The 25062-nt window shown below is 63.4% G+C and carries 23 protein-coding genes; 16 read left to right on the forward strand and 7 right to left on the reverse strand.

Annotation, left to right across the window (positions count from 1 at the left end; all coding sequences use genetic code 11):
* Positions 1-3 precede the first annotated feature (3 nt).
* The 4 genes from ASE35_RS16955 to ASE35_RS16970 all read left to right on the forward strand — a co-directional run bounded on the left by ASE35_RS16955 (position 4) and on the right by ASE35_RS16970 (position 3522).
* Positions 4-1263, forward strand: coding sequence for a cytochrome bc complex cytochrome b subunit (locus tag ASE35_RS16955; RefSeq protein ID WP_056181515.1), 1260 nt, complete (start codon positions 4-6; stop codon positions 1261-1263).
* Positions 1256-2101 (forward strand): cytochrome c1, encoded by an 846-nt coding sequence (locus ASE35_RS16960; RefSeq protein ID WP_200957051.1) that lies wholly within the window; start codon positions 1256-1258, stop codon positions 2099-2101. Before ASE35_RS16955 ends, ASE35_RS16960 begins: the two co-directional genes overlap by 8 nt.
* A 179-nt stretch (positions 2102-2280) precedes the next feature.
* Positions 2281-2916, forward strand: a complete 636-nt coding sequence (locus tag ASE35_RS16965; RefSeq protein WP_056181943.1) for a glutathione S-transferase N-terminal domain-containing protein — start codon at positions 2281-2283, stop codon at positions 2914-2916.
* A 126-nt stretch (positions 2917-3042) separates the two neighbouring features.
* Positions 3043-3522 carry a ClpXP protease specificity-enhancing factor gene (locus ASE35_RS16970; protein ID WP_091631520.1) on the forward strand — a complete coding sequence of 160 codons (480 nt, stop codon included), beginning with the start codon at positions 3043-3045 and terminating at the stop codon, positions 3520-3522.
* A 225-nt stretch (positions 3523-3747) separates the two neighbouring features.
* On the opposite strand, the gene ASE35_RS16975 is transcribed toward ASE35_RS16970, so the two are convergent.
* Positions 3748-4071 (reverse strand): DUF3301 domain-containing protein, encoded by a 324-nt coding sequence (locus ASE35_RS16975; protein WP_056181522.1) that lies wholly within the window; start codon positions 4069-4071, stop codon positions 3748-3750.
* A gap of 81 nt (positions 4072-4152) precedes the next feature.
* Between ASE35_RS16975 and ASE35_RS16980 the strand changes: the two genes are divergently transcribed.
* On the forward strand, positions 4153-4956 hold the full coding sequence (locus ASE35_RS16980) for an FHA domain-containing protein (protein WP_056181526.1): 804 nt from the start codon (positions 4153-4155) through the stop codon (positions 4954-4956).
* 236 nt (positions 4957-5192) lie between these two features.
* On the opposite strand, the gene nadC is transcribed toward ASE35_RS16980, so the two are convergent.
* On the reverse strand, positions 5193-6068 hold the full coding sequence (gene nadC / locus ASE35_RS16985; RefSeq protein ID WP_057164590.1) for a carboxylating nicotinate-nucleotide diphosphorylase: 876 nt from the start codon (positions 6066-6068) through the stop codon (positions 5193-5195).
* The gene (locus tag ASE35_RS16990; RefSeq protein ID WP_056181532.1) at positions 6065-6334 is read right to left on the reverse strand and encodes a Trm112 family protein; all 270 of its coding nucleotides are present in this window, start codon (positions 6332-6334) and stop codon (positions 6065-6067) included. Before ASE35_RS16990 ends, nadC begins: the two co-directional genes overlap by 4 nt.
* Positions 6335-6398: 64 nt before the next feature.
* On the opposite strand from ASE35_RS16990, the gene purE reads away from it, so the two are divergent.
* From purE to ASE35_RS17005, 3 genes are all read left to right on the forward strand, one after another.
* A complete protein-coding gene (gene purE, locus ASE35_RS16995; RefSeq protein WP_056181535.1) occupies positions 6399-6917 on the forward strand; it encodes a 5-(carboxyamino)imidazole ribonucleotide mutase in 519 nt (172 codons plus the stop codon).
* Positions 6914-8053, forward strand: a complete 1140-nt coding sequence (locus ASE35_RS17000) for a 5-(carboxyamino)imidazole ribonucleotide synthase (RefSeq protein ID WP_057164591.1) — start codon at positions 6914-6916, stop codon at positions 8051-8053. The genes purE and ASE35_RS17000 overlap by 4 nt, the downstream gene beginning before the upstream one ends.
* 135 nt (positions 8054-8188) lie before the next feature.
* Positions 8189-8692: a DUF2314 domain-containing protein gene (locus ASE35_RS17005; RefSeq protein WP_162259069.1), complete on the forward strand. Its 504-nt coding sequence runs from the start codon at positions 8189-8191 to the stop codon at positions 8690-8692.
* 83 nt (positions 8693-8775) lie between these two features.
* Here ASE35_RS17005 and sodB read toward each other — a convergent pair whose 3' ends face one another.
* Positions 8776-9354 (reverse strand): superoxide dismutase [Fe], encoded by a 579-nt coding sequence (gene sodB / locus ASE35_RS17010; RefSeq protein WP_057164593.1) that lies wholly within the window; start codon positions 9352-9354, stop codon positions 8776-8778.
* A gap of 170 nt (positions 9355-9524) precedes the next feature.
* On the opposite strand from sodB, the gene grxD reads away from it, so the two are divergent.
* From grxD to ASE35_RS17030, 4 genes are all read left to right on the forward strand, one after another.
* Entirely contained in the window at positions 9525-9845 is a 321-nt protein-coding gene (gene grxD, locus ASE35_RS17015) for a Grx4 family monothiol glutaredoxin (RefSeq protein WP_056181547.1), read from the forward strand.
* Positions 9842-10600: an SDR family oxidoreductase gene (locus tag ASE35_RS17020; protein ID WP_057164594.1), complete on the forward strand. Its 759-nt coding sequence runs from the start codon at positions 9842-9844 to the stop codon at positions 10598-10600. Before grxD ends, ASE35_RS17020 begins: the two co-directional genes overlap by 4 nt.
* On the forward strand, positions 10597-11193 hold the full coding sequence (locus tag ASE35_RS17025) for a YhgN family NAAT transporter (RefSeq protein WP_055902790.1): 597 nt from the start codon (positions 10597-10599) through the stop codon (positions 11191-11193). The genes ASE35_RS17020 and ASE35_RS17025 overlap by 4 nt, the downstream gene beginning before the upstream one ends.
* 402 nt (positions 11194-11595) lie before the next feature.
* The gene (locus ASE35_RS17030) at positions 11596-14874 is read left to right on the forward strand and encodes a TonB-dependent receptor (RefSeq protein WP_057164595.1); all 3279 of its coding nucleotides are present in this window, start codon (positions 11596-11598) and stop codon (positions 14872-14874) included.
* A gap of 454 nt (positions 14875-15328) precedes the next feature.
* Here ASE35_RS17030 and ASE35_RS20830 read toward each other — a convergent pair whose 3' ends face one another.
* From ASE35_RS20830 to ASE35_RS21370, 3 genes are read right to left on the reverse strand one after another with little or no spacing between them, the layout of a single operon-like run.
* Positions 15329-17644, reverse strand: coding sequence for an RHS repeat-associated core domain-containing protein (locus ASE35_RS20830; RefSeq protein ID WP_082611345.1), 2316 nt, complete (start codon positions 17642-17644; stop codon positions 15329-15331).
* Between the two features lie 11 nt (positions 17645-17655).
* Positions 17656-19776 carry a DUF6531 domain-containing protein gene (locus ASE35_RS21365; protein WP_157489533.1) on the reverse strand — a complete coding sequence of 707 codons (2121 nt, stop codon included), beginning with the start codon at positions 19774-19776 and terminating at the stop codon, positions 17656-17658.
* Positions 19777-19795: 19 nt separating this feature from the next.
* Entirely contained in the window at positions 19796-20938 is a 1143-nt protein-coding gene (locus ASE35_RS21370) for a Fic family protein (protein WP_157489534.1), read from the reverse strand.
* On the opposite strand from ASE35_RS21370, the gene ppnN reads away from it, so the two are divergent.
* The 4 genes from ppnN (at position 20925) to ASE35_RS17050 (ending at position 25057) form a co-directional block, all read left to right on the forward strand.
* Positions 20925-22304, forward strand: coding sequence for a nucleotide 5'-monophosphate nucleosidase PpnN (gene ppnN, locus ASE35_RS17035; RefSeq protein ID WP_057164596.1), 1380 nt, complete (start codon positions 20925-20927; stop codon positions 22302-22304). The two genes, ASE35_RS21370 and ppnN, sit on opposite strands and share 14 nt — an antisense overlap.
* A gap of 469 nt (positions 22305-22773) precedes the next feature.
* On the forward strand, positions 22774-23310 hold the full coding sequence (locus ASE35_RS17040) for a GspH/FimT family pseudopilin (RefSeq protein ID WP_082611360.1): 537 nt from the start codon (positions 22774-22776) through the stop codon (positions 23308-23310).
* Positions 23307-23792: a type IV pilus modification protein PilV gene (gene pilV, locus ASE35_RS17045; RefSeq protein WP_082576611.1), complete on the forward strand. Its 486-nt coding sequence runs from the start codon at positions 23307-23309 to the stop codon at positions 23790-23792. The genes ASE35_RS17040 and pilV overlap by 4 nt, the downstream gene beginning before the upstream one ends.
* A complete protein-coding gene (locus ASE35_RS17050) occupies positions 23789-25057 on the forward strand; it encodes a PilW family protein (protein WP_082611361.1) in 1269 nt (422 codons plus the stop codon). Before pilV ends, ASE35_RS17050 begins: the two co-directional genes overlap by 4 nt.
* Positions 25058-25062 lie beyond the last annotated feature (5 nt).

Here is a 25062-nt window from a genome sequence, read left to right on the forward strand (position 1 = left end):
GTCATGTCCAACATCATTACCCGCACCGCCACCGGCGTCTGGGATTGGGTCAACGCGCGCGCGCCCGGCATGATGCCGGTCTACCGCAAGCACATGACCGAGTACTACGCGCCGAAGAATTTCAATGTCTGGTACTACTTCGGTTCGCTGGCGCTGTTGGTGCTGGTCAACCAGATACTGACCGGCATCTTCCTGACGATGCACTTCAAGCCGTCCGCGGCCGAAGCGTTCTCGTCGGTCGAATACATCATGCGCGACGTGGAGTGGGGCTGGCTGATCCGCTACATGCACAGCACCGGCGCCTCGCTGTTCTTCATCGTCGTCTACCTGCACATGTTCCGCGGCCTGCTGTACGGCTCGTACCAGAAGCCGCGCGAGCTGGTGTGGATCCTGGGCATGCTGATCTACCTGGTGCTGATGGCCGAAGCCTTCATGGGCTACGTGCTGCCGTGGGGCCAGATGTCGTTCTGGGGCGCCAAGGTGATCATCTCGCTGTTCGGCGCGATCCCGGTGATCGGCAACGGCCTGACCGAGTGGATCATGGGCGACTACCTGCCCGGCGACGCCACCCTCAACCGCTTCTTCGCTCTGCACGTGATCGCGCTGCCGCTGGTGCTGCTGCTGCTGGTCGTGCTGCACCTGGGCGCGCTGCACGAGGTCGGTTCCAACAACCCCGACGGCGTCGACATCAAGAAGGGTCCGAAGGGCAACCGTTGGGATGCGAACAAGCCCAAGGACGGCATCCCGTTCCACCCGTACTACACGGTCAAGGACCTGGTGGGCGTCGGCTTCTTCCTGATCCTGGCCGCGTTCATCATCTTCTTCGCGCCGGCGTTCGGCGGCTGGTTCCTGGAGCACGACAACTTCACCGAGGCCAACCGCTTGGTGACGCCGGAGCACATCAAGCCGGTGTGGTACTACACGCCGTACTACGCGATGTTGCGCGTGATCCCGCACAAGCTGTCGGGCGTGCTGGTGATGTTCGGCGCGATCGCGATCCTGTTCCTGGTCCCGTGGCTGGACCGCGCCAAGGTCAAGTCCTACCGCTACCGCGGCCTGCTGTCCAAGGTGCTGCTGGGCGTGTTCGCGCTGAGCTTCGTGTGGCTGGGCAAGATCGGCGCCGGCCCGGGTACCGACCCGGTCGAGACCATCGTCGGTCGCGTGCTGACCTTCCTGTACTTCGCCTTCTTCATCACCATGCCGCTGTGGACCAAGTTCGACAAGACCAAGCCGGTCCCGGAACGGGTGACGATGCATGACTAAGACCAGCCAGCCTCTGATGAAGAACCGCATCGTGAAGAAGCTCGCCACCTTCGCCGCCGGCATGCTCGTGTCGGTCACCGCCTTCGCTTCCGGCGGCGGCAACCTGATGCAGGCCGGTACCGACCTGGGCGACCGCGCGTCGCTGCAGCGCGGCGCCCAGCTGTACATGAACTACTGCTCGGGCTGCCATTCGCTCAAGTACCTGCGTTACTCGCGCATCGCCGAGGACCTGGGCCTGACCGAAGACGAGGTGATGACCAACCTCAACTTCACCGGCGCCAAGTTCGGCGAGCAGATCCAGGTCAGCCTGACCCCGGAGCACGCCAACCAGTGGTTCGGCAAGATGCCGCCGGACCTGAGCGTGATCGCCCGCGTGCGCGGCAGCGATTGGATCTACACCTACCTCAAGTCCTTCTACCTGGACGAGGCGCGTCCGCTGGGCTGGAACAACGCCCTGTTCCCGAACGCCTCGATGCCCAACCCGCTGTGGCAGATGCAGGGCACCCAGACCCCGAAGTTCACCGACAAGGAGCCGGCGCACGGCTTGTTCGGCGAAAAGAAGGACGATAAGGGCAAGCCCATCATGGAGTGCCCGCACGGCACCAGCGAAATCGACGGCAAGTGCTTCACCAAGTTCGAGGCCGGCAGCCCCGGCACGCTCGAACCGGAGCAGTTCAACCAGTCGGTGCGCGATATCACCGCATTCCTCGAGTACGCCGGCGAACCGGCCGCCCTCAAGCGCGAAAGTCTGGGCGTTTGGGTGATCCTGTTCCTGGCGGTGTTCACCTTCCTCGCCTACCTGCTCAAGAGCGAGTACTGGCGAGACGTCGAGCACTAAGCGATTTCCCCGAACGGCCCGCGCAGCAATGCGCGGGCCTTCTTCGTCAGGCCGGCCGGGATGCCCAAGCCTTTCGCTGAAGGCGGGAAACCGCATACGCTCGGGGACCGTGACGACCGCCCACACGGGGTGGGGGGCGTCTTGCGACCGGCGGATTCCGGTTGCTGGAGAGGTCGATGATGGCGGCGAGTCCACGTATGCGTAATGCCCTGACCCTGTTTTCCTCCACCGACTGCGTGCTGTGTCATCGCGTGCGCCTGGTGTTGGCCGCCAAGGGCGTCACCTACGACCTGATTCCGGTGGACCCGCAGAATCCCCCCGAAGATCTGGTCGATCTCAACCCGTACCACTCGGTGCCGACCCTGGTCGAGCGCGATCTGGTGCTGTATGCGGCCAGCGTGGTCAGCGAATACCTGGACGAGCGTTACCCGCATCCGCCGCTGATGCCGGTCGATCCGCTGTCGCGCGCGCGTCTGCGCCTGGCGACCCTGCGCCTGGAGCACGACTGGGTGCCGCAGGTGCAGGCGATCCAACTCGGCAACAAGGCCCAGGCCGAGGCCGCGCGCAAGCGTCTGAAGGAGCTGCTGACCGCGTCGGTGCCGCTGTTCAAGGCCAGCAAATTCTTCCTGAATCCGGAAATGAGCCTGGCCGACTGCGCCATGGCGCCGATCATCTGGCGCCTGGATTCGCTGGGCGTGCCGCTGCCCAAGGACGGCAAGGCGATCGAGGATTACGGCAACCGGATTTTCCGCAATCCGGGCTTCACCCGCAGCCTGACCGACCAGGAACGCAAGCTGCGCGACATGCCCGCCTAAACGCGGCGCAGCAGCCCTCCGTCGCCTTGCGCGATCCGGCAGTCGCCGGATCGCGGACGACAGGCACGTCGGGACCGCCGGCCAGGCGCTAAACTGGCGGGCATGAGTGATGAGAACGCCCCCAGCATGACCAGCCACCGCCCGTATTTGCTGCGGGCGCTGTACGAGTGGATCGCCGACAACGGCATGACCCCGCACCTGCTGGTCGACGCCACCCGCCCGATGGTCCAGGTCCCCACCCATGCGGTGAAGGACGGCAAGATCGTGCTCAACGTGGCCGAGCGCGCGGTCTCGCGCCTGGAAATGGGCAACGACACCATCCGCTTCAGCGCCCGCTTCGGCGGCGTCAGCCACCCGGTCTCGGTGCCGGTGGGCGCGGTGCTGGCGATCTACGCGCGCGAAACCGGGCAGGGCATGGCCCTGCCGGACGAGGCCACCACCAACGAAGGCGGCCACGACGACCCGGCCGAGGATTTCGACGAGCCGATGTCGCCGACCCATGCGCCGCTGGCGGCCGTGCCCAGCGAACCGTTGCCCGACGGCGACGACGACGGCCCGCACACCCCCACGCCGCGCCGCGGCGGGCATCTGCGGGTGGTGAAGTAAGCCCTCGCGCGATTCTCGCTCTTGGGTAGGAACGGCGTAGGCCGTGATCGCGCCCCCTGGATCGGCATCGCCAGCCCAGTCACCTGCGCCGCCCCTGCTTCCTGTGGGAGCGGCGTAAGCCGCGATCGCGAACCCTCAGTTGCGTCGCCGCTCGCGGTGGCGCAATCGCGGCTTACGCCGCTCCCACAGAAATCATCCGGGGCGCGGCGGCGAACGGGCCCGCCCTCAATGCAACTGCGTAGGCGCCCGCGACACCGGCCCGCTGAAGGCGATCAGGCGTTCGCCGCGCAGGACCATGCGGCCGATGTGGCGGTCCTCGCCGTCCAGCGAATAGTCGAAGCGGAAGGTGCGCTCCAGGCCCAGCCAGCCGCTCTCGTGCCGGCACAGGCGCATCCCGATCGCATGCACGCTCTGGTCCAGCCACTGCACGCCGGCGGCCTTGCAGGCGTCGCGGCCCAGCGCCTCGGCGCGTTCGGCGGCGGCGCGCCCGGCGCTCCAGAACGAGAACGCGGCGGCGCCCAGGATCATTAACAGAATCAAAGTAGGCATGCTTTTAATGTGGCCTCGGTATGCGCAACTCGCAAGGGTTATGCCCTACGCTGTCGCGCATCAGGGGAAAACGCAAATTCTATGAAACTGGTCTTTCCGGACGGCGAGCATCCGCAGGTACTGCTGGGCCACGGCGTCAACCGGGTCGGCTCCGACCCGGAGTCCACCATCGTGCTCGATCGCCCCGGGGTCATGCCCCAGCACTGCCAGCTGCACGTGAGTGCGCAGGGCGTGATGCTGGACGTGCCGCCCGGTGCGCAGGTGCGCGTCAACGGCCGTCAGGTCGCGGCCGGCCTGATCGCGCTGCGGCCCGGCGACGATGTCAGCTTCGACGAAGTGCGCGCGCGCCTGGCCGCGATCGGGCCGTCGGCCGTGCGCCATCAGGGCGGTGTGGCGGTCGTGTTGCCGCCTTCGGCCAACGACGATCCCGGCGTGACCGCGGTGCGGCCGGTGCTGCCGCGCTATGTGCTGCGCGGGGTTTCGGGCGACCTGTTCGGCCGAAGCTTCCCCTTGCTGGCCGCGACCGTGGTCGGGCGCTCCGCCGATTGCGGTTTGCAGTTGGACCAGCCCGGCTTGTCGCGCCAGCACGCGCGCCTGATTCCGACCCACGACGGCCTGCAGATCGAAGACCTGGGCTCGACCAATGGCACCAGCATCAACGGCCGCCGCGTGCTGCGCGCGATCGCCCAGACCGGCGACGAGATCGGCTTCGACCAGCTGCGTTTCCGCCTGACCGGTTCGCTACAGGAGGCGCCGGCCGGCGAAGGCGCCGCCGCGTCGGCACCGACCACCACGCCGCTCAAGCTGAGCCGGCCGACCTGGCATTGGGCCGCGCTCGCGGGCGTGACGCTGCTGGCGCTGGTGGGGTTCGTGTTGTTGCGTTGAGCGTGTGACGGCTCGCGACGATGCGGTTCGCTGCGCTCACCGCATCCTACGGCTACGTCGAGTGCGGGGCGATTCGCGACGATGCGGTTCGCTATGCTCACCGCATCCTACGGGCTGCTTCGTGTAGGAGCGGCGTGAGCCGCGACCGCGTCACCGCAGTTGCTGCGACGGCGCGGGCCACGGTGGAGGACGGTCGCGGCTCACGCCGCTCCTACCCCAGAGCCGTTTGGTAGCGCTCAGGCCTCGCCCGGCGGCGGACCCAGCTTCAGCGACAGGTCGATCGCGCGCACGTGCTTGGTCAGGCCGCCGATCGAGATGCAGTCCACGCCGTCCTCGGCGATCGCGCGCAAGCCGGCCAGGTCGACGCCGCCGGAAACTTCCAACGGAATCTTGCCCAGGTAGGGCGCGCCGGACGCGATCCGCACCGCCTCGCGGCGGGTGGCGGCGTCGAAGTCGTCGATCAGGATGCGGTCGCAGCCTTGCGTCAGCGCCTCGTGCAATTGCGCGATCGACTCGACCTCGACGATCAGCGGTAGATCCGGATGCATTGCCCGCGCGGCCTGGATAGCGGCGGTCAGCGAGCCGGCGGCGCGCACGTGGTTTTCCTTCAGCATCACCGTGTCGTACAGGCCGATGCGGTGGTTCACGCCGCCGCCCACGCGCACCGCGTACTTCTGCGCCAGGCGCAGGCCGGGCAGGGTCTTGCGGGTGTCGAGGATCTTGGCGCGGGTGCCGCGCACGGCCTCGACATAGGCCGCGGTGACCGTGGCCGTGCCCGACAGGGTCTGCATGAAGTTCAGCGAGGCGCGCTCGGCGCTGACCAGCGCGCGCGCGCGGCCCTGCAGGGTGGCCAGCACGGTGCCGGCGGCGACGTGGTCGCCCTCGGCCACGCGCCAATCGACGCGCACATCCGGGTCCAGGGCGCGGTGGCAGGCGTCGAACCAGGGCCGGCCGCAGACCACCGCGGCTTCCTTGCACAGCAGATAGGCGCTGTCGGCCATGTCGGGCAGCAGGGCGGCGGTGACGTCGCCGCTGCCGAGGTCCTCGGCCAGGGCCTGGGCGACGTCGGACTCGACCTGCTCGGCCGGTGGCGGCGCGACGGGCGCGCTCATGCCGAGGGGAAGCCGTCGAGCTGGGCGGTGGCGATGGCTTCCTCGGTCAGCAGCACCGGGATGCCGTCGTCGATGCGGTAGACGGTCTTGCGGTCGCGCGTGATCAGGCCCTCGCGCAGCGCCTGGGTTTGCGCGCTGCCGTCGCCGCGGACCACGCCGCCGGCCGCGATCGCGGCGTTCAGCGCCTGCAGGCCGCGATTGTCCAGAGGCAGCAGGGGCTGGCGGGTGAGGGGGCAGACGAGCAGGTCCAACAGTTTGCGATCCATACGGTGCGGTGCCGATACGACGGGACAGGGCGTTAGAATACGTCTTTGCGCCAAGGCCCGACCAATGTCCGCACCCGATTCGTCCGCTTCCGCAGCGCCGCCGCTGGTCGGCATCGTCATGGGCTCGCGCTCAGACTGGGAGACCATGCAGCACGCCGCCGCCAAGCTGGAGGCCCTGGGCGTGCCGCATGAAGTGCGCGTGGTCTCGGCCCATCGCACCCCGGACGTGCTGTTCGAGTACGCCGACACCGCGGCCGCGCGCGGCCTGCGCGCGATCATCGCTGGCGCCGGCGGCGCCGCCCACCTGCCGGGCATGCTGGCGTCCAAGACCGCGGTGCCGGTACTGGGCGTGCCGGTGCAGTCCAAGGCGCTCAACGGCATGGATTCGCTGCTGTCCATAGTGCAGATGCCGGCCGGTATTCCGGTGGCGACCTTCGCGATCGGCAACGCCGGCGCCGCCAATGCCGCCCTGTTCGCGGCCGCCCTGCTGGCGCCGGAGCACGCCGCGATCGGTCAGGCGTTGAATGCGTTCCGCGCCAAGCAGACCGACGACGTGCTCGCCAACGACGATCCGCGTAAATGACGACGGTCGGCATCCTCGGCGGCGGGCAGCTCGCCCGCATGCTCGCACTGTCCGGCGCGCCGCTGGGCCTGCGCTTCCTGGTCATGGACGCGGCCGGCGACGCCTGCGCCAGCCAGTTCGCGCCGATGGTGGTGGGCGACTACACCGACCAGGCCGCGCTGGCCGAGTTCGCGTCCAAGATCGACGTGGCCACCTTCGATTTCGAGAACGTGCCGGCCGAGTCGGGGCAGTGGCTGGCCGAGCGCGTGCCGGTGTTCCCGAGCCCGCGCGCGCTGGCCGTGGCCCAGGACCGTCTGGCCGAGAAGACCCTGTTCCGCGAGCTCGGCATTCCGGTGCCCGAGTTCGCCGACGTCGCCACGCGCGCGGCGCTGGACGCGGCGATCGCCGCGATCGGCACGCCCTGCATCCTCAAGACCCGCCGCCTGGGCTACGACGGCAAGGGCCAGTTCCGCATCAAGACGCCGGCCGACGCCGACGCGGCCTGGGCCGCGCTGGGCGCGCAGGCGGCCACGGTCGGGCTGATCCTGGAAGGTTTCGTGCGCTTCGAGCGCGAGCTGTCGGTGGTCGCCGTGCGCGGCCGCGACGGCGAATTCCGCGCCTGGCCGCTCACCGAGAACTGGCACGTCGACGGCGTGCTCTCGGCCAGCCTCGCGCCCGCGCAGGCCGACGAGGCGCTCGCGGCCACCGCGCACGGCTATGCGCGCAAGCTCGCCGAGGCCCTGGACTACGTCGGCGTGTTCGCGCTGGAGCTGTTCTGCCGCGACGGCCAGTTGCTGGCCAACGAACTCGCGCCGCGCGTGCACAACTCCGGCCACTGGACCATCGAAGGCAGCGAGACCTCGCAGTTCCAGAACCACCTGCGCGCCGTGCTCGGCCTGCCGCTGGGCGATACGCGCATGCTCGGCCAGGCCTGCATGCTCAATTGGATAGGCGAGATGCCCGACGCGACCGCGGTGCTCAACGAAGCGGGCGGGCATTGGCACGATTACGGCAAGTCGCCGCGCGACGGGCGCAAGGTCGGACACGCAACGCTGCGCGCCGATGATGCGCGCGAGCTCGCGGCGGCGTTGGAGCGCGTCGGTCGCGCCTTGGGGCGCGATGAACAAGTCGCGCCGGTGATTACGCGCTTAGGTTGATCGCGAACGGCGACGATTGCCCGTCGTGGCAATCGCAGCGTGTCTGCTTGCGCGACGATGCGGTTCGCCTTCGGCTCACCGCATCCTACGAATTGCGCTGATGTACGCGGGCGCTCACTCACTGGAGAGGCATGGATGCGCAGAGTTTTGTTGATCGTCATGCTGTTGGCCGGTTGCGCCGAGGCGAACGGTGCGAAGACCGTGCTGGAACGCGCGAAGGACGACAACGTCACCGAGGTGGCGACCGGCGATCCCGCCATGGAAGCCGCATTCGCCAAGGCGCGCGCCTCGCTGGACGGCTTCCTGAAACTCGAAAAGGACCCGCCGCCGCAGCTGTCGGCGTTCTCGGTCAAGGTCGGCATCGAGCAGGACGGCTACACCGAATTTTTCTGGCTGTCCGATCTGGAAGAGACCGCCAGCGGTTACTCCGCGATCATCGACAACCAGCCCGAGCGCGTGGATAGGGTGCGCATGGGGCAGCGTTACGCGTTCGCACGCGACGAGATCGTCGACTGGACCTACCGCGACGACCAACGCCAGGCCTCGCTGGGCAACTTCACCGGCTGCGCTTTGCTGAGTCACGAACCGCCGGAACAGGCCGAGGCGTTCAAGCGCGAGTTCGGCCTCAGCTGCGACTGAGCGAACCGGCGCCGACATCGCCGATGCGCAACGAAAACGGCCGGGTTTCCCTGGCCGTTTCGCTTACCGCATGGGTCCGTCGCTTACTTCAGGTTCGAAGCCACGAAGTCCCAGTTGACCAGGTTCCAGAACGACTCGACGTACTTCGGGCGAGCGTTGCGGTAGTCGATGTAGTAGGCGTGCTCCCACACGTCGCAGGTCAGCAGCGGGGTGTCTTCGCCGGTCAGCGGGGTCGCGGCGTTGGAGGTGCTGACCAGGGCCAGCGAACCGTCCGGGCGCTGCACCAGCCAGCCCCAGCCCGAACCGAAGGTGCCGATGGTGACCTTGGTGAACTCGTCCTTGAACTTGGCGAAGTCGCCGAAGGACTTGGCGATCAGCTCGGCCAGCTTGCCGGTCGGCTCGCCGCCGCCCTTGGGGGACAGGCAGTTCCAGTAGAAGGTGTGGTTCCAGATCTGCGCCGCGTTGTTGAACACGCCGCCCTGCGACTTGCGGATGATGTCCTCGAGCGACATGTCGGCGAACTCGGTGCCGGGGATCATGTTGTTGAGGTTGGTCACGTAGGCCTGGTGATGCTTGCCGTAGTGGAAGTCGATGGTCTCGCCGGAGATGTGCGGCTCGAGCGCGGTGCGGTCGTAGGGCAGGGCGGGCAGTTCGATGGCCATTGGCGGGCTCCTTGCTGGATTCTGGGGGCTGGCTAGGGGGTGGCGACGGGCCGCTTACCGGTGCCGGGTCGCGTGTCCGCTGCCGTGAAGGCTTACAATCGCTCATTCTATCCCCACGCCCTGTTGCCTGAACGTATACGGCGCAACAGAGCATTGCAGGAGTTGTCCACATGTCAGTTATGGAGCGGATCCAGGCCGAAGTCGAAGGCCATCCGATCGTTCTTTTCATGAAGGGAACCGCGCAGTTCCCGATGTGCGGCTTCTCCAGCCGCGCGGTGCAGGCCCTCAAGGCCGCCGGCGCGACCGTGCTGCACACGGTCAACGTGCTGGAGGATCCGGAGATCCGCGCCAACCTGCCGCGCTACTCGAACTGGCCGACCTTCCCGCAGTTGTTCATCCACGGCGAGCTGATCGGCGGCTGCGACATCACCCTGGAGCTGTTCGAGTCCGGCGAGCTGGCGCGCATGATCAGCGAGACCCAGCGCCAGTGAGCGCATTCGCAGCACCCGTCGCCGACCAGGCCCTGGCCGATCGCGTCGTGCTGGTCAGCGGCGCGCAGGGCGGCCTCGGCGCCGCCGCGGCCCAGGCCTGCGCGCGCGCCGGCGCCACCGTCGTCCTGCTGGGCCGCAAGCCGGCCAAGTTGAACCGGGTTTACGACGCGGCCGCCAAGCTGGGGCCGGAGCCGGTGCTGTATCCGCTGGACCTGGAAGGCGCCGCGCCCGACGACTACGCCGAGCTGGCGCAGCGCATCGGCGACGAGTTCGGGCGCCTGGACGGCGTGCTGCATTGCGCGGCCGACTTCCCCGGCCTGACCCCGCTGCTGCAGACCGATCCGGCCGCGTTCGCGCGCGCCATCCACGTCAACCTCACCGCCCGCTGGTGGCTGTCGCAGGCCTGCCTGCCGCTGCTGGCGCAGGCGCCGGACTCGGCCCTGGTGTTCGCCCTAGACGATCCGGCCCGCGTCGGCCGCGCCTACTGGGGCGGCTACGGCCTGGCCCAGCATTCGCTGACGGCACTGATAGGCATGCTCCACGCCGAGCTCGGCAACTCGCCGGTGCGCGTGGCCGGCCTGCAGCCGGGACCGATGCGCACCGCGCTGCGCGGCAAGGCCTATGTCGAGGAGAACGACCGCGAGGCGCGCGATCCCGGCGACTACGCGGCCGCCTGCGTGACCCTGCTGGCGCCCGCCGGCGCGGTCCATCGCGGCCAGGTCTGGCATCCGTTGCCGGAGCGCGCGACGCCGTGACCATCGCCTCGGCCGCGCTGCTGCTGTTCCTGATCCTGGACCCGCTGGGCAACATCCCGGTGTTCCTGAGTCTGCTGCGCGGGCTGCCGCCCAAGCGCCAGCGCATCGTGCTGGCGCGCGAGCTGTTGATCGCCCTGGGCGTGCTGATGCTGTTCCTGTGGGGCGGCAAGTACGCCCTGGAGCTGATGCACCTGCGCCAGGAGTCGGTCTCGATCGCCGGCGGCATCGTCCTGTTCCTGATCGGCATCCGCATGATCTTCCCGCCGCCGGAAGGCCTGATGGGTGAGCTGCCCGAGGGCGAACCCTTCATCGTGCCGATGGCGATCCCGCTGGTGGCCGGCCCCTCGGGCATGGCCGCGGTGATGCTGATGGGCAGCAACGAGCCCACCCGCCTGGGCGACTGGAGCCTGGCCCTGATGATCGCCTGGGGCGCCACCGCGGCGATCCTGTTCTCGGCGACCTTGCTGTACAAGCTGCTGGGCCGGCGCGCCCTGATCGCGATCGAGCGCCTGATGGGCATGCTGCTGGTGGCGATCTCGGTGCAGATGTTCCTGGACGGTCTGGGCACGTATCTGCAGATCTCGCCGCCCTGAGGCGTTTCGGGGCGGGGTAGGGTCGTCCACAGTTTCGGTGCCTGGAGTGCCAATCTGAGGGTGGCGATGCCTTCCTGGGGCTCGCGGGCTAGCGCTCTGGCCGTGACTCCCAAGTGCCGTAGTGGCAGGCGTGTGACGTATGCGTCCCCGAGTCGCCAGCCCCGAACTTTGCCCGATTAGCCCGTTCAGCTTGGACCGCCGTCACCGTGTGACAAGCCTTGACGCTGGTCACGTCTCTGTCACACAGCGCCCTTAGCCTGTTAAACTGCTGTTAACCCGGCGGGGCTGCACGCGCTGCACCCGGGTAGGGGCGGAACACCACCAGTCTTCGGCGTATGGCGCATAGCGCCCGCCGACTCACGCCACGAATTCCACGTCTTCCAAGCTACCGAGGCCATCGTAATGACCCATCCGAATAGCGTCCGGTTGTCCAAGCTCACGCTTGGTCTGCTCGCCGTTCTCGCCACAGCGCCCGTATTCGCGCAGAGCACGTCCGCCGGCGTCGCCGGTCGCGTGGTCGGCGCAGATGGTCAACCCGTCGTGGGCGCCGAAGTCACGATCACCCACACCGAGTCGGGCACCGTCAGCCGTGCCGTGACCGATGCCGACGGCCGCTACAACGCGCGCGGTCTGCGCGTCGGCGGTCCGTACGTGATCACCACCACCAAGGAAGGCGCCGGCACGGGCTCGCAGGACGGCGTGTTCCTGAACCTCGACAAGGTCAACAACGTCGACGTGTCCTTGAACAACTCGGTCACCACGCTGGAATCGGTGCAGGCCGTGTCCTACGGCGGCTCGGAAGTGTTCAGCGCCACCAAGATGGGCGCCGGCTCGAACGTGACCCGCCAGCAGCTGGAATCGTTCCCGTCGATCAACCGCAACCTGCAGGACTACGTCCGCCTCGACCCGCGCGTCGCCCAGACCGACAAGTCGCGTAACGAAATCTCGGTCGGCGGCCAGAACCCGCGCTACAACGTGGTCCGCGTCGACGGCATCAGCACCGCCGACTCCTTCGGTCTGGAATCCAACAGCCTGCCGACCCCGCGCCAGCCGTTCTCGATGGACACCATCGACGAAGTGGCGGTCGACGTCGCCAACTACGACGTCACCATCTCCGGCGGCACCGGCGGCGTGATCAACGCCGTGACCAAGTCGGGCACCAACGAGTTCCACGGCTCGCTGTACGGCATCTACCGCGACGGCGACTGGTCGGGCAAGAACCGCAACAACATCCGCCCGAAGCTGTTCGACAACGAGACCACCTACGGCGCCACCTTCGGCGGCCCGCTGATCAAGGACAAGTTGTTCTTCTTCGCCAACTACGAGAACTACAAGGGCAAGGGCCTGTTCACCGGTAACTCCGGTTTCGGTCCGCAGGGTTCGGGCGAGAGCAACATCGTCAACATCACCCAGGCGCAGATTCAACAAGTCATCGACATTTCCAAGAACGTCTGGGGCTTCGATCCGGGCACTTTGGCCAAGCCGGCGCTGAATTCGGAAGCCGAAGAGTACGGCATCAAGATTGACTGGAACATCACCGACAATCACCGCGCCAGCTTCCGCTACAGCAAGTCCGAGCAGAACACCGCCAACCTGCAGGGCTTCGGCAACACCACGCTGGCGCTGAATACCTACCATTACGTACGCGACTTCGAACTCGAGTCGTACACCGCGCAGTTGTTCAGCGACTGGTCCGACAACTTCTCCACCGAAGCCAAGGTTTCGTACCGCGACTACTCGGCCGTGCGCAGTCCGCTCGCCGACCTCCCGGCGATCGCGGTCCGTATCGGTTCGGCCACGCTGAACCTGGGTACCGAAGAGAACACCCACGCCAACGTACTGGAAACCACTACGAAGAACGCGTTCTTCGCTGGTAACTGGTTCCTCGGCGATCACACCCTGAAGTTCGGCGTCGACTACGAAGAAAACGAGGTCTACAACCTCTTCGGTCGTCGCGTGAACGGCGTCTACACCTTCAACAGCATCGCCGACTACCAGGCCGGCCGTTCCAGCCGCTATCAGTTGTTCTACCCGCGCGGTGGCGATCTCAACAACATGGCCGCCGAGTTCAAGCTTAAGAACCTGGGTCTGTTCGTGCAGGACAGCTGGGCGGTCAACAACAACCTGACCCTGACCTTCGGCCTGCGCTACGACGAGCCGATGGTCGATCAGAAGCCGACCTATAACGCTGCCGCGTCCACCGCTTTCGGCTACCGTAACGATGCCACCATCGACGGCAACGGACTGGTCTCGCCGCGCTTCGGCTTCAATTACACCTTCGACAGCGAGCGTCCGACCCAGCTGCGCGGCGGTATCGGCCTGTTCCAGGGCTCGGCCGCGACCGTGTGGCTGGCTAACCCGTACGCCAACAACGGCGTGTCGTACACCGATTACTTCTTCAGCAATGGCCTGCCGGATCGTCCGGGCGTTCCCGAGTTCAGCGCCGATCCGAACAATCAGTTGAGTTTGTTCGTTCCGGGCACGGGCGGCACGCAATCGGTCGATTTCATCGATCCGGACCTGGGCCAGCCGTCGGTGTGGAAGGCCAACCTGGCGTTCGATACCGAACTGCCGTGGTGGGGCATCGTCGGCGCCGCTGAGGTCGTGCTGACCTCGGTCAAGGAAGGCATCTACTACCAGCAGCTGAATCTGGGCAACTCCACCCGCCTGGCTCAGGACGGCCGCGCGATGTACTGGAACAATGCAGGCCTGAACCCGGCTAGCTGGAATTCGCTGGGCGCTGCCTGCCGCAACGAAACCGGCGTGCAGCCGGGTAGCTCCTGCGTCGGCAGCGGCACGGACGCTCGTACCCTGCGTAACCGCGGCTACAACGACGCGATCATCGCCCGTTCGACCAGCAAGGGCGAAAGCCAGCAGCTGACCCTGTCCTTGAACAAGCCGTTCAACGACAGCGATTGGTCCTGGTTGCTCGCTTACACCTACACCAACGCCAACGAAGTCAGCCCGCTGACCAGCTCGACCTCGGGCTCGCAGCTGGGCAACGTGGCGGTGTTCCAGTCCAACGAGGAAGTCTCGGCCACCTCCAGCTACGAGATCAAGAACCGCTTCACCGCGGCGATCAGCTGGAAGCACGCCTTCTTCGGCGATTACAACACCAGCGTGTCGATGTTCTACGAAGGCCGTTCGGGCCGTCCGTATAGCTACACCTTCGACAATGATGCCAACGGCGACGGCCGCGCCAACGACCTGCTGTACATCCCCAAGGACCTCACCGACGTGGTGTTCGGCAGCGCGGCGGAAGCCGCCGGCTTCTGGGCGTTCGTGAACTCAAACGACTACCTCAAGCAGCACCTGGGCGAAGTCGCAGAGCGCAACGCGGCGCACGGTCGTTGGGTGAACCAGTTCGACATGCGCATCTCGCAGGAGATCCCGGGCTTCATGGAAGGCCACAAGGCCGAAATCGCCCTGGACATCCTCAATGTCGGCAACCTGCTGAACAAGAAGTGGGGCAGCGTCGAAGAGCAGTCGTTCCCGGGCTATCGCGGCATCGTCGAGTACGGCGGCATTTGCGGCGCCGGTGGCGCTCCGCTGACCGGTACCTGCGTCGGCAACGCCGGCAAGTACGTGTACCGTTACAACGGTCCGGACGCCCTGAACATCTACGACGACAAGGGCATCTCGCGCTGGGCCGCCCAGATCAGCTTCCGCTACAAGTTCTAATGGCTGTGCTAGTTTGAAAAAAAGAGGCCGGGTTTTCCCGGCCTTTTTTTTAACTTCTTTCGGCGGCCACCGATAATCTGCGTGTGGCCTTAGGGTGGAGTGAGGGATATTTTATCGAGTAAGAAAAGCAAACATGCCGGCAGCGCTTTCCGCGCAATCTTTGGCGAGCGTGACAGGGAGAGAGTAGCGGTCACGTCCAGGTTATATATGTACCCATGGTTGTTGTCCGGTGTAAGAATCTCTATGTATTGATCACTCTTGTCGTCAATGCATCGGAGAACGCTGGCCCTGCTACCTCTCACTAGTGACGCAACTAAGTGACGTTCGGCTAAGGGACGCTTTGAATCATCCTCGTACACGGCTGAGTCGCTGTTGGTCGTGACTATGAGGTCCAGCGTCAAAGCGACAAGAAGGAAAGATAACGCAATAAGTCCCGCGGAGATGCGTAGCTTACTCATTCAGCCGGATATCCGGTTACATCAATAACTTGACCTGATCGCCACAGGGATTCCTGCAAGTCCTGGGGGAAGATGGTTGTGCTCGGAATGGATATGCCGGCTGCATTCAAGCACTGCTGTGCGGCGGTAGTGCAATTGTTGGAGGTTCCGTTATATGCGTGATTATCAAGTTTCTTATCGATCATGCATTGATCGAAGATAGCATCCTGCTCAAGATCCATAGCGACAACGAGCCCAGTGCCAGATCGGTTGGGGCCCGCTTTGCTTGTTTGACGATTGACGTAGTCTTGTGCGGCAGGATATGTCTTATCCCATCCATGTGTGCCAAACGAGTAGTTCTGCCCCTCGCCGCCAACGGTTGAAACGTGCCCAAACCATGAGCCCGGGCTCCGCAGTATCGGAGACCAAAAAATTATTTCTCGGTCGAGGCCGCGAGGGTCAGTCCAGCTAACGGGGTTCCCGCCCGCGTACGAGTATGTATTTAACCCGCCTGCCAGCCCGATGGGGTCTGACTGGACGAATCTTCCGAGTCGACTGTCGTAGTCTCGGTATCCGTTGTGCCACAGGCCGGATTCCGCATCGAAGTACTGGCCAGGAAATCCAAGGTTCAATCCTCCTATGTTGTCCAGCACAACGCCACGGTCAGAATGATAGTTTTTTGCCCGCCACTGCACGGCTTTGGCGCTATCAGTCACTAGTTCGGGACGAAGCAAATGGTCGTTGTGGATGAAGAAAATTTGATTGTTGCGTTGTAGTGCAATGGGTTCGCTGCCAAGCCAGATGTAACGGTGCCATGCGCCATTCGTGTATTCAGACATCAACCTATTGCCCGAGCCTCCGTACACAAAGCGATGCGTCCCGAGTGGGCCAGATTTCGCTACTCTCTGGTCAAGGGCATTTACTACATAAGTTGTTGTGCCTGCTGGATACGTGGTCATTACGTAGCCGGGGCTCAGGTATGTCGTGTCTGCCGTCCGTGACAAGCTACGCAATCGATTGAAGAGGTCGTAAGAATAGGTAGCGGTTGAGCCGCTCCATTGCTGGCTTGATCGGTTGCCGCGAGCATCGTGTGTGTAACTGATTCCGGCTCCAGGGGTATTGTTGTAGTCGCTACTAATTCTATTGCTCGTAGCGTCGACTATGTTATAGATCGGCGCAATCCAATCGGTTAGCGTTCGATTTCCGTTGCTGTCGTAGGTGATGGTTTCGTTCTTTGCGGATGCGACGTTCGTCAATCGAGATAGCGAATCATATCCCAAGTTCTGGTTCATGCCGGCGTCAATGCCATTGGTGATGGCAGTTATCTCGTTACTCGCGTTATGCGCATAGGTCAGGCTTTGAATGACCGAATGAGAATCGCCGACACTTATGCCGGTTACTCGGCCGTCTAGGTCGTAGTTATATCGACGAGTTAGGCCGTTGCCGTAGGTCCAGCTTTCAATGCCGCCAAAAGGGCGGTGGACAATATTCGTTGCTATGGGGTTGTTGGTGGTTCCGTCGTACAGGTATACGCCCGATAGCTGGCCGTCGGCATACGTGTAGTTCGCGTATGCTCCGCCATAGTTGACGCCAATCACACGCCCCAGAGTGTCGTAGTCGTAGAGCATCCAATCATCGTGGCCACCCCACAGTTCCCTCGTTACGGCGAGTCGGCCGTCCGGTGTGTAACCGAAATGAATCGTGCCTTGTGCTACTGCGCCACAAAGGCGACCAATTCCGTACCCGCACCAGTCGTAACCATACTCCCGCGATTCACCGCCTCCAGTTTGGGAGGTAAGTCGACCGAGCGCGTCGTACGTATAGATCAGCTCACTGCCGTCATTGCGCGTCATCTTCGTGCGTCGACCGCTGCCGCTATACTGAAAGCTGGTCGTGCCCGTGTCTGGGCTCATCTGATTCCATAGCTGGCCAAAACCATCGTACGAATAGCTGGTGGTCAAGCTTCGCGGGTCTGTGACACTGGACACTCGATCGCCCCCATCGTAGGTAATTGTCGTGGCGGTGTTGTCGGGAGCCAGAATCTTATTGACGCGGTTCAATGCGTCGTACTCGTATGACGTCGTCCGATTCGCCGCGTCTCGGGCGGATGTCAGATTGCCATTGCCATCGTAGCTGTAGCGAGTGCTTTGGCCGTTGTTCCCGTATTGTCGGATGACGCGGCCCAGTTCGTCGTACTCGAAGTAGGTACTGGAAACTGGAGTCGTCGCTGCATTTGCCGGCGACATTGCCGCTATCAAGGATAGGGCTAGTAGGCTTAGCCTATTCGTGGCGTTAGTCTGAGCCGTCTGGATTTGGTGAGAGCGTTCGAACATGGTCTTGGCCCTCACTGAGCGATAGTTGTGGTGCGTTCGGTGACAATTGAAGTCACTAGAGACGCGTTGTTGTAGGTATAACGCTTCTGGATGTATGTGCCGTCGGCGATACGGCGATATTCACGCAACAATCTTCGAGCGTTGTCGTAGACGTATTTGATCTCAATGCCGTCAGGCGTTGTCTTGGACTCTAGAAGGCCATTCAAGTTGTACTTGAATTTCGTATCGGCAGGATTGGTTCCATCGAAGTAGTTCCTGATCAACGTGAGCCGACCTCGTGAGTCATAGCCATAGTCGATTACTTCGCCGTTTGCTCCGATGACTCGGCCTGGCTGCCCAAGTCCGTTGTAGTTTGCGTAGCTAATAGTGTGGTTCAACGAGTTCTTTAGCGACGTTAAATTGCCTTCTACATCGTAGGTAAAAGTCTCGCTATCCCCATCCCCCGGCGCGGGAGCGTCAACCTTTACAGTGGCGATTAATCCATTAGGGTGGCGGGTATATGTGTAACTAGTGGTTCGGGTTTGCCCGGGTACGCCAGTCGTAGAAATATTTTTAGCCGTTACCGACGTTAATTTTTCCTTGTCGTCGTAGGTGTAGCTCGATTCGAGCTGTCCCTGTACCGTAACCTTGGAAGGTAGCCGGCGCTCATTCCATATGTAGTCGGTGACTTTTTGCTGCGGAGTTCCGGCGGCGGCTACTTCACGTAAGATTTTCCCATCAGGTGCATAATCGAAATTGGTCAGGATGCCATTGAAGTCGGACACGATATCTGGAAACCCATTTGCATCGTATGTTTTTTCCTTGTACGACGACGGGCAGGAGCCACTTGCGTGTCCAATAGTGGAAATCAATTTCCCGTCAACAAAATTGTACGTCGCTTGTTTTCCAAGCGGGTTTGTTTCCTTGGTCGCGATGATGCGACCGGACTGGTCGTCAAGTTTTAGGGTGTACTCAAAGGTGGATCGTTCGACACCACCTGCATGTTCGGAGGATGACGCGTGATAAACGGTTGCCGGGCCACCATTTCCAGCTCCGTCGTATACCATCCACTCATAACGCTGATATCCGAATGTTGAATACCTTATTCCATTGATAGACTTGCCGATCAATCCACCCTGATTGAAGGCGTAGTGATACTGCTTGACCATGCCGTCCGGCATTGTTATTGTGCTCAGTGCGAAATAATTATGAAGAGGGTCCTGGGCGTCCGTAAAAACATTCTGATACGAATACTGGTAAGAGTTTCCAGCGGGATCGGTGACTGCAATGACGCGCTTGTTTTGCCACGTCAGGGTCATTGTCTTTCCAGAGGTATGTGTCACCGCTATAGGTTGACGGTAGCCGCTTCCATAAGTATTTGGACCATACGTAAACGTCCAGCCGACGTTAGCTTTATTTTTGATCTCTGAAATCAGATATGGCTGGTATGAGCCAGAGCCGGCTCCAATTGCTGCGTATGTTTCAACTAGGCCATTACTTGTGAAGTGCTTAAAGGTGTTTGTAGGCAGGTCCCTGGTTATGTAGGCGGCGGAGTCAGGGGCGTCTTCTGTCCACCTATCAGAGCCCGCCTGTCTCGTGAAATGCAATTGGCGGCCATCAGGTCTGTACAAGTCAATCTTGTCTATTCCGTCCCATCCGAATTTGTATTCGAGATTGGTGGTCCAGCCTTCTCCGAGGATGCCACCCGAGTAGGTTCTCGAGTTGTAGTGCCGTTCGAAGTAAAGAGGCATTTCGGTGACTGCTGAAGAGAAGTCAATTTCATCTTCTACTTTAGCGCCGTTCGAGATATTGATCGGGTTGCTCTTCAGTGTGTCGCAACTGCCCGGTGTGGCGTCTATTAAGTGATCGAAATTCGGGTAGTTGTATGTGAGTTCCTGGTGACCCGTTGTGTCGTTGTATCCACGAGACATCGAGTTTTGCGATCGGTTGATCGACCAGGTGAGGATTGAGTAATCCGGTGTTCTCGGCTCTGGAGGCCTCACGCCTTGCACTACCACTGTGTCAAGTGTTGTTTGTGCATTGGCATCGAATGTATGTGTGGCGCTCGTAATTGCCAGGATCGAAATTAAGGCGAGTTTTAAATTTCCTTGTGCGCCTAGTGGTAGTTCATTGCCTAAAGAGTTAATGCTCATGCGTTCCCCTGGGTCTTCATTATTCTGATTGATCGCTGTACTGTTTAGTCGCACAATGATTTGCGGCTTCTTTTATTAGCGTGTGCAGAGTGTGGATTCGTATTGATGAGGAGGTGGTTTCGGTGAAGTCCCCGGCGGCTTCGCGAATCTTTTGGCTAATCCCCAAAGCAGATTTCATGGATATTCCAGCGATAGAGCGTAAATCTGAAAGTTCGAGACTCCCAGTCGAGTGAAGTTGGGTGATGGCCGTGTTGCAACTGCGTCGACTAGTTATGGAGTTTCTAAGTACTCCATTGATCTTCGTTGTTGCAACGAGGGCGGGTGAGATCATTGCCGAAAACTTGCAGCCAAATTCCATGGCAAACCTGAAGTAGCCACGGAATCCGGCTTGCCTGGTCACAGGCCAGATGTCATTCGAAAGCCGATTCTTCGCGGAGCTCTGCATCGTTGCGGAGATCATGCCGTCCAGCGGGTTGCCTACGGTCTTGGCAGCATAAGCACTCTGTAAACGGGACCAGCGGCCGTTCGCGTCGAGAAATGGGTGTGTATGCACCGCATAGAAGCCAACCGTCGCGGCCAATAGGATGGCGTTGGCATTGGTGTCGCTCCCGGGCAATGCTTGCATTCCTTCGGCCAGGGATTCGATTAGGTGTCGGAGGACCGGGGCAGGTGCAAATATCTGCTCGGCCAAGCTAGCGGTTCGTCCGCCGCTGAAGACTATTTCTTCTCTAAGGCAAGCCGCTCTGGGCGATATGTCGCCCCCGGTCCCCAGCATGTCTGCAACGGTGTTCAGGTGGCGATATCCAGTCAGGACTTCGCAGTATCGGACGGCCTGAGACACGTCTGTATCGCCGGCGTTCCGTTGGGCGGCTGCCTGGACTAAGGCAAACGCCGCGTCGGCGTCGCCGGTCGAAATGGCGCCATGCTCGCTTTGCGGGAGACGACTCAGCAGCTCAGGCAATGGGTCAGGAGTGAAGTAGGCCAGTGGCCTGCCCGTAATTCCTGAGATGATCCGGTCAGTTCGACCGGGCGGGATGTCGCAGCTTGCGGGTAAGGTTTCTAGGCCCATCATCCCTGTTCCACAGCACGACATCGAAGTCGCTAGAATCATGTTGATATATGACGATGAAGAAGGAAGAGAAGCAAGCATGACCGCAACCATCACCACCGCCCTGCCGACGGTGAACGCACGTATCTACCCCAAGGGCGGGCTGGACGTCCTGTCCCGCGACGAGGTCGCGCGCCTGCGCGACGCTTCCACGGGCATGCACGATCTGCTGCGCCGCTGCGCCCTGGCCGTGCTGACCAGCGGCTCGGCGTCCGACGACCCGCGCGCGGCGCGCGAGCTGTACCCGGATTTCGATATTCAGGTCCACCAGCAGGACCGTGGCGTGCGCATCGACCTGGCCCACGCGCCGGCCATGGCCTTCGTGGACGGCGAGATCATCCGCGGCGTGGCCGAGCTGCTGTTCGCGGTGGTCCGCGACCTGGCCTACACGGCGATCGAGCTGGCGGCCGACGGCGGCCGCGACCTCAAGAGCAGCGACGGCATCACCGACGCGGTGTTCGGCCTGCTGCGCAACGCGCGCATCCTGCACCCGGCCGACCCGAACCTGGTGGTTTGCTGGGGCGGCCATTCGATCTCGCGCGACGAGTACATCTACACCAAGCAGGTCGGCTACGAGCTGGGCCTGCGCGGCCTGGACATCTGCACGGGCTGCGGCCCGGGCGCGATGAAGGGGCCGATGAAGGGTGCGACCATCGCCCATGCCAAGCAGCGTAAGCGCCGCATGCGCTACATCGGCATCACCGAGCCGGGCATCATTGCGGCCGAGTCGCCGAACCCGATCGTGAATCACCTGGTGATCATGCCGGACATCGAGAAGCGCCTGGAGGCCTTCGTGCGTCTGGGCCACGGCATTATCGTGTTCCCGGGCGGCGTGGGCACCGCCGAGGAGATTCTGTACCTGCTCGGCATCCTGCTGCGCGAGGAGAACGCGCATCTGCCGTTCCCGCTGATCCTGACCGGCCCGGTGGCCTCGGCGCCGTACTTCGAACAGATCGACCGCTTCCTCCGTCTGACCCTGGGCGAGGCGGCGACCTCGCGCTACGAAATCATCGTCGGCGATCCGGAGGCGGTGGCCAAGCGCATGTCCATCGGCATCCGCAAGGTGCGCGAGCACCGCATCGCGCAGAAGGACTCGTTCTATTTCAACTGGTCGATCGATATCCCGGTCGAGTTCCAGCACCCCTTCGTGCCCACCCACGAGGCGATGGCGGGTCTGGACCTGCACCACGGCCGCAAGCCGCACGAACTGGCGGCGGATCTGCGTCGCGCCTTCTCCGGCATCGTCGCCGGCAATGTGAAGGAGGACGGCATGCGCCGCATCGAGGAGTTCGGCCCGTTCGAGATCCACGGCGACGCCGACATGATGCAGTCGCTGGACGCGCTGCTGCGCGCCTTCGTCGAGCAGCGCCGTATGAAGATCGCGGGCGAGTACCGGCCCTGCTATCGGGTCGTGACCTGATAGCGCCCAGGCCCGGCGGGCTCGCGCCGGGCCGGCCGCGGCCGGGGTGATCGACCCCGGTCCGCCTTAGCGCGCGGGCAGGGGGAGGCGGTTGCAACGGGTCGCGGTACCCCGGCCGACCGCTGAGCATCGTTGGTGCGCGAAGCCCACTGATCGGACTACGACGTTAAAATTTCGCTTCTTCGGCACTCGAAAGGTGCCGAAGCGATGCCTCGCGCGGCCGCATGCGCGGGCCTGCAGTGCAAGCAATTGCAGTGCTTGTGTGCGTCGGGACGAACGGTCGAGAACCGCGCAATTCGGACATCGTGCTCCGCTGCTTTGGGTTTGGGTCGCATTTGTGCGCCGCCTTCTGTCACAAATTGACGCCTTCTGGCACGCCTATCCACACCGCTGGACCGCCTGTCCGGTCATTGCTTGCTACTTGAGAACACTCCTTTAGCATCGTTTTCGTGAATGCTGGGGAGAGAGCATGTCCAGAATGAGTGCCAATCAGGGCTTTACCCTGATGGAGTTGATGATCGCGATCGCCATCCTGGGCGTGCTGCTGGCTTTGGGCTGGCCGTCGTTCACCGATGCCTTGAGCAATAACCGCCTGGCCGCGGCGTCCAATTCCATGATCGCCGGCGTCAACCTGGCCCGCAGCGAGGCCATGCGCAGCAATCGCGCCGGCGGCGTCTGCCCCAGTGCCGATGGCGCCACCTGCGGTAACGACTGGAGCGCGGGCTGGCTGGTCTGGAACGACGCCAACACCGACGGCGCCAAGGGCGCCGACGAGCCGGCAATCCGCTACTTCCAAGGCAACGCGGCGCAGGTGGCCCTGGCGTCGGCCGGGGCCGCGGTGCCAAACATCGTATTCGACCGTCGCGGCCGCATGAGCGCGCCGGCCGCCAATGCCGTGTTCAACGCGCACGTCGTGGACTGCACGACCGGCGCCATCAACAAGCAACGTCGCCTGACTGTGAGCCGCGCCGGCCAGGTGCGTATTCAAAAGGAAAGCTGCTCATGAGCCGGTCTACTTCGCGCGCCCGGGCGCCGTCGCGGCGTTCCGTCGGCGGTTTCTCATTGATCGAAGTGCTGATCGCGCTCCTGGTGCTGGCCTTCGGCCTGCTCGGCCTGGCCTTCCTGCAGACGCTCAACATCCGCTACACCCAGAGTGCGAACCATCGCACCACCGCGGTGAACCTGTCGCATCAGGTCATCGACATGATGCGTACCAATCGCGTGGTGTCGCGCCAATACACGGCGCTGACCTTCAACAGCTTCCCGGCCACGCCCGCGGTCGGCGGTTGCGGCCGCGGCGCGGCGATCGACTTCAACGCCAACATGAACGTGTGGCGCTGTGAAGTCAGCTCCAGCCTGCCGGGCGGGCAGGGCGAGGTGGTGTTCAACGGCGACGTCGTGACCGTGACCCTGCGCTGGGCCGACGACCTCAACCAGGCCGCCTTGGGCCAGGCCCAATCGACCTACGTGGTGACCACACGGCTATGACTCGTCATTCGCATATTCGTTACCGCTCCCAGGGTTTGTCGCTGGTCGAGCTGATGGTCGCGCTGGCGATCGGCATGGTGCTGATGCTGGGCCTGGTGCAGGTGATGTCGGCCTCAAGGTCGGCCTACCGTCTGGCTGAAGGCATGGGGCGCGCGCAGGAGAACGCGCGCTTCGCGATGGACTCGCTGGAGCGCGATCTGCGCATGGCCGGGCACCTGGGCTGCATCAACGATACCGCCCTGCTGCAGGCGGCGGTGCCGGCCGAGGAAGGCCTGAACCTGCTGTTCCTCAATCAGGCCGACCGCGTCGCCAACAACTTCGCCAACGCGCCTTATCTGCTGCGCTTCGACGTCGGCATGCAGGGTTTCGAGGCGGTCAACACCTCGCCGGGCGACACCATCAACGTCGCCAGCGGTGCGCCGGTGCTGGGCAACGTGAACCAGTGGAATCCGGCCCTGCCGGCCGACATAGGCGCATTGCAGCCGGTGGCGGGCAGCGACATCCTGGTGCTGCGGTACTTCTGGCCGATCGGCACCGGCATGACCAATTTCACCGGCGGCGATCCGACCAGCACCATTACTCCGGAAACGACCGATGTCACCACCGGCGGATCGGGCCTGTTCGGCATCGGCGACTGCAAGCGCGCCAGCGTGTTCGCTGGCGGTGTGAACGCGGGTACGGGCGCGATCACCGTTTCTTCGGCGGGCGATCCGCTGAATCTCTCCAACTTCATGGGCGATCGCGACTTTTACGATGCGGCCAAGGCGACGTTGTACCGCGCCGAGGTGGTGGTGTACTTCGTTGGTATCGGCGCTGGTACCGGCGGTACCGGCACGACGGGACCGTCGCTGTACCGCGCGCGCTTCGTGCGCAACGCTGCCGGTGGACTCGATGCGGTCGGGCCGGATCGGCGCGAAGAGTTGGTCGAGGGCGTGGAATCGTTGCAGCTCCTGTACGGCCAGGACCGCGTCGTGGCCGCCGATGCGCCGCCGAGCGGCTATATCACCACCAGTTGGACCGCCAATCAGGTCGGTGGCGGCGTCACCAATCCGGCGGGCAACAACGCCAGCCTCTGGCGCCGTATTGGCTCGGTCCAGGTCGGCTTGGTGATGCGCAGCTCCGAAGGCGCGGTATCCGCGCAAATGGATCCGACTGTGCAGCGGATGTCGGTACTGGGCACCTTGGTGACCCCGCAGAACGACGGCTTCTACCGCTCCGTCTATGAAACCACCGTTGCCCAGCGCAACCGCCTGTTCGAGAACTGAGGAGA

It is taken from the genome of Lysobacter sp. Root916, from assembly GCF_001429785.1.
Lineage (GTDB): Bacteria > Pseudomonadota > Gammaproteobacteria > Xanthomonadales > Xanthomonadaceae > Lysobacter.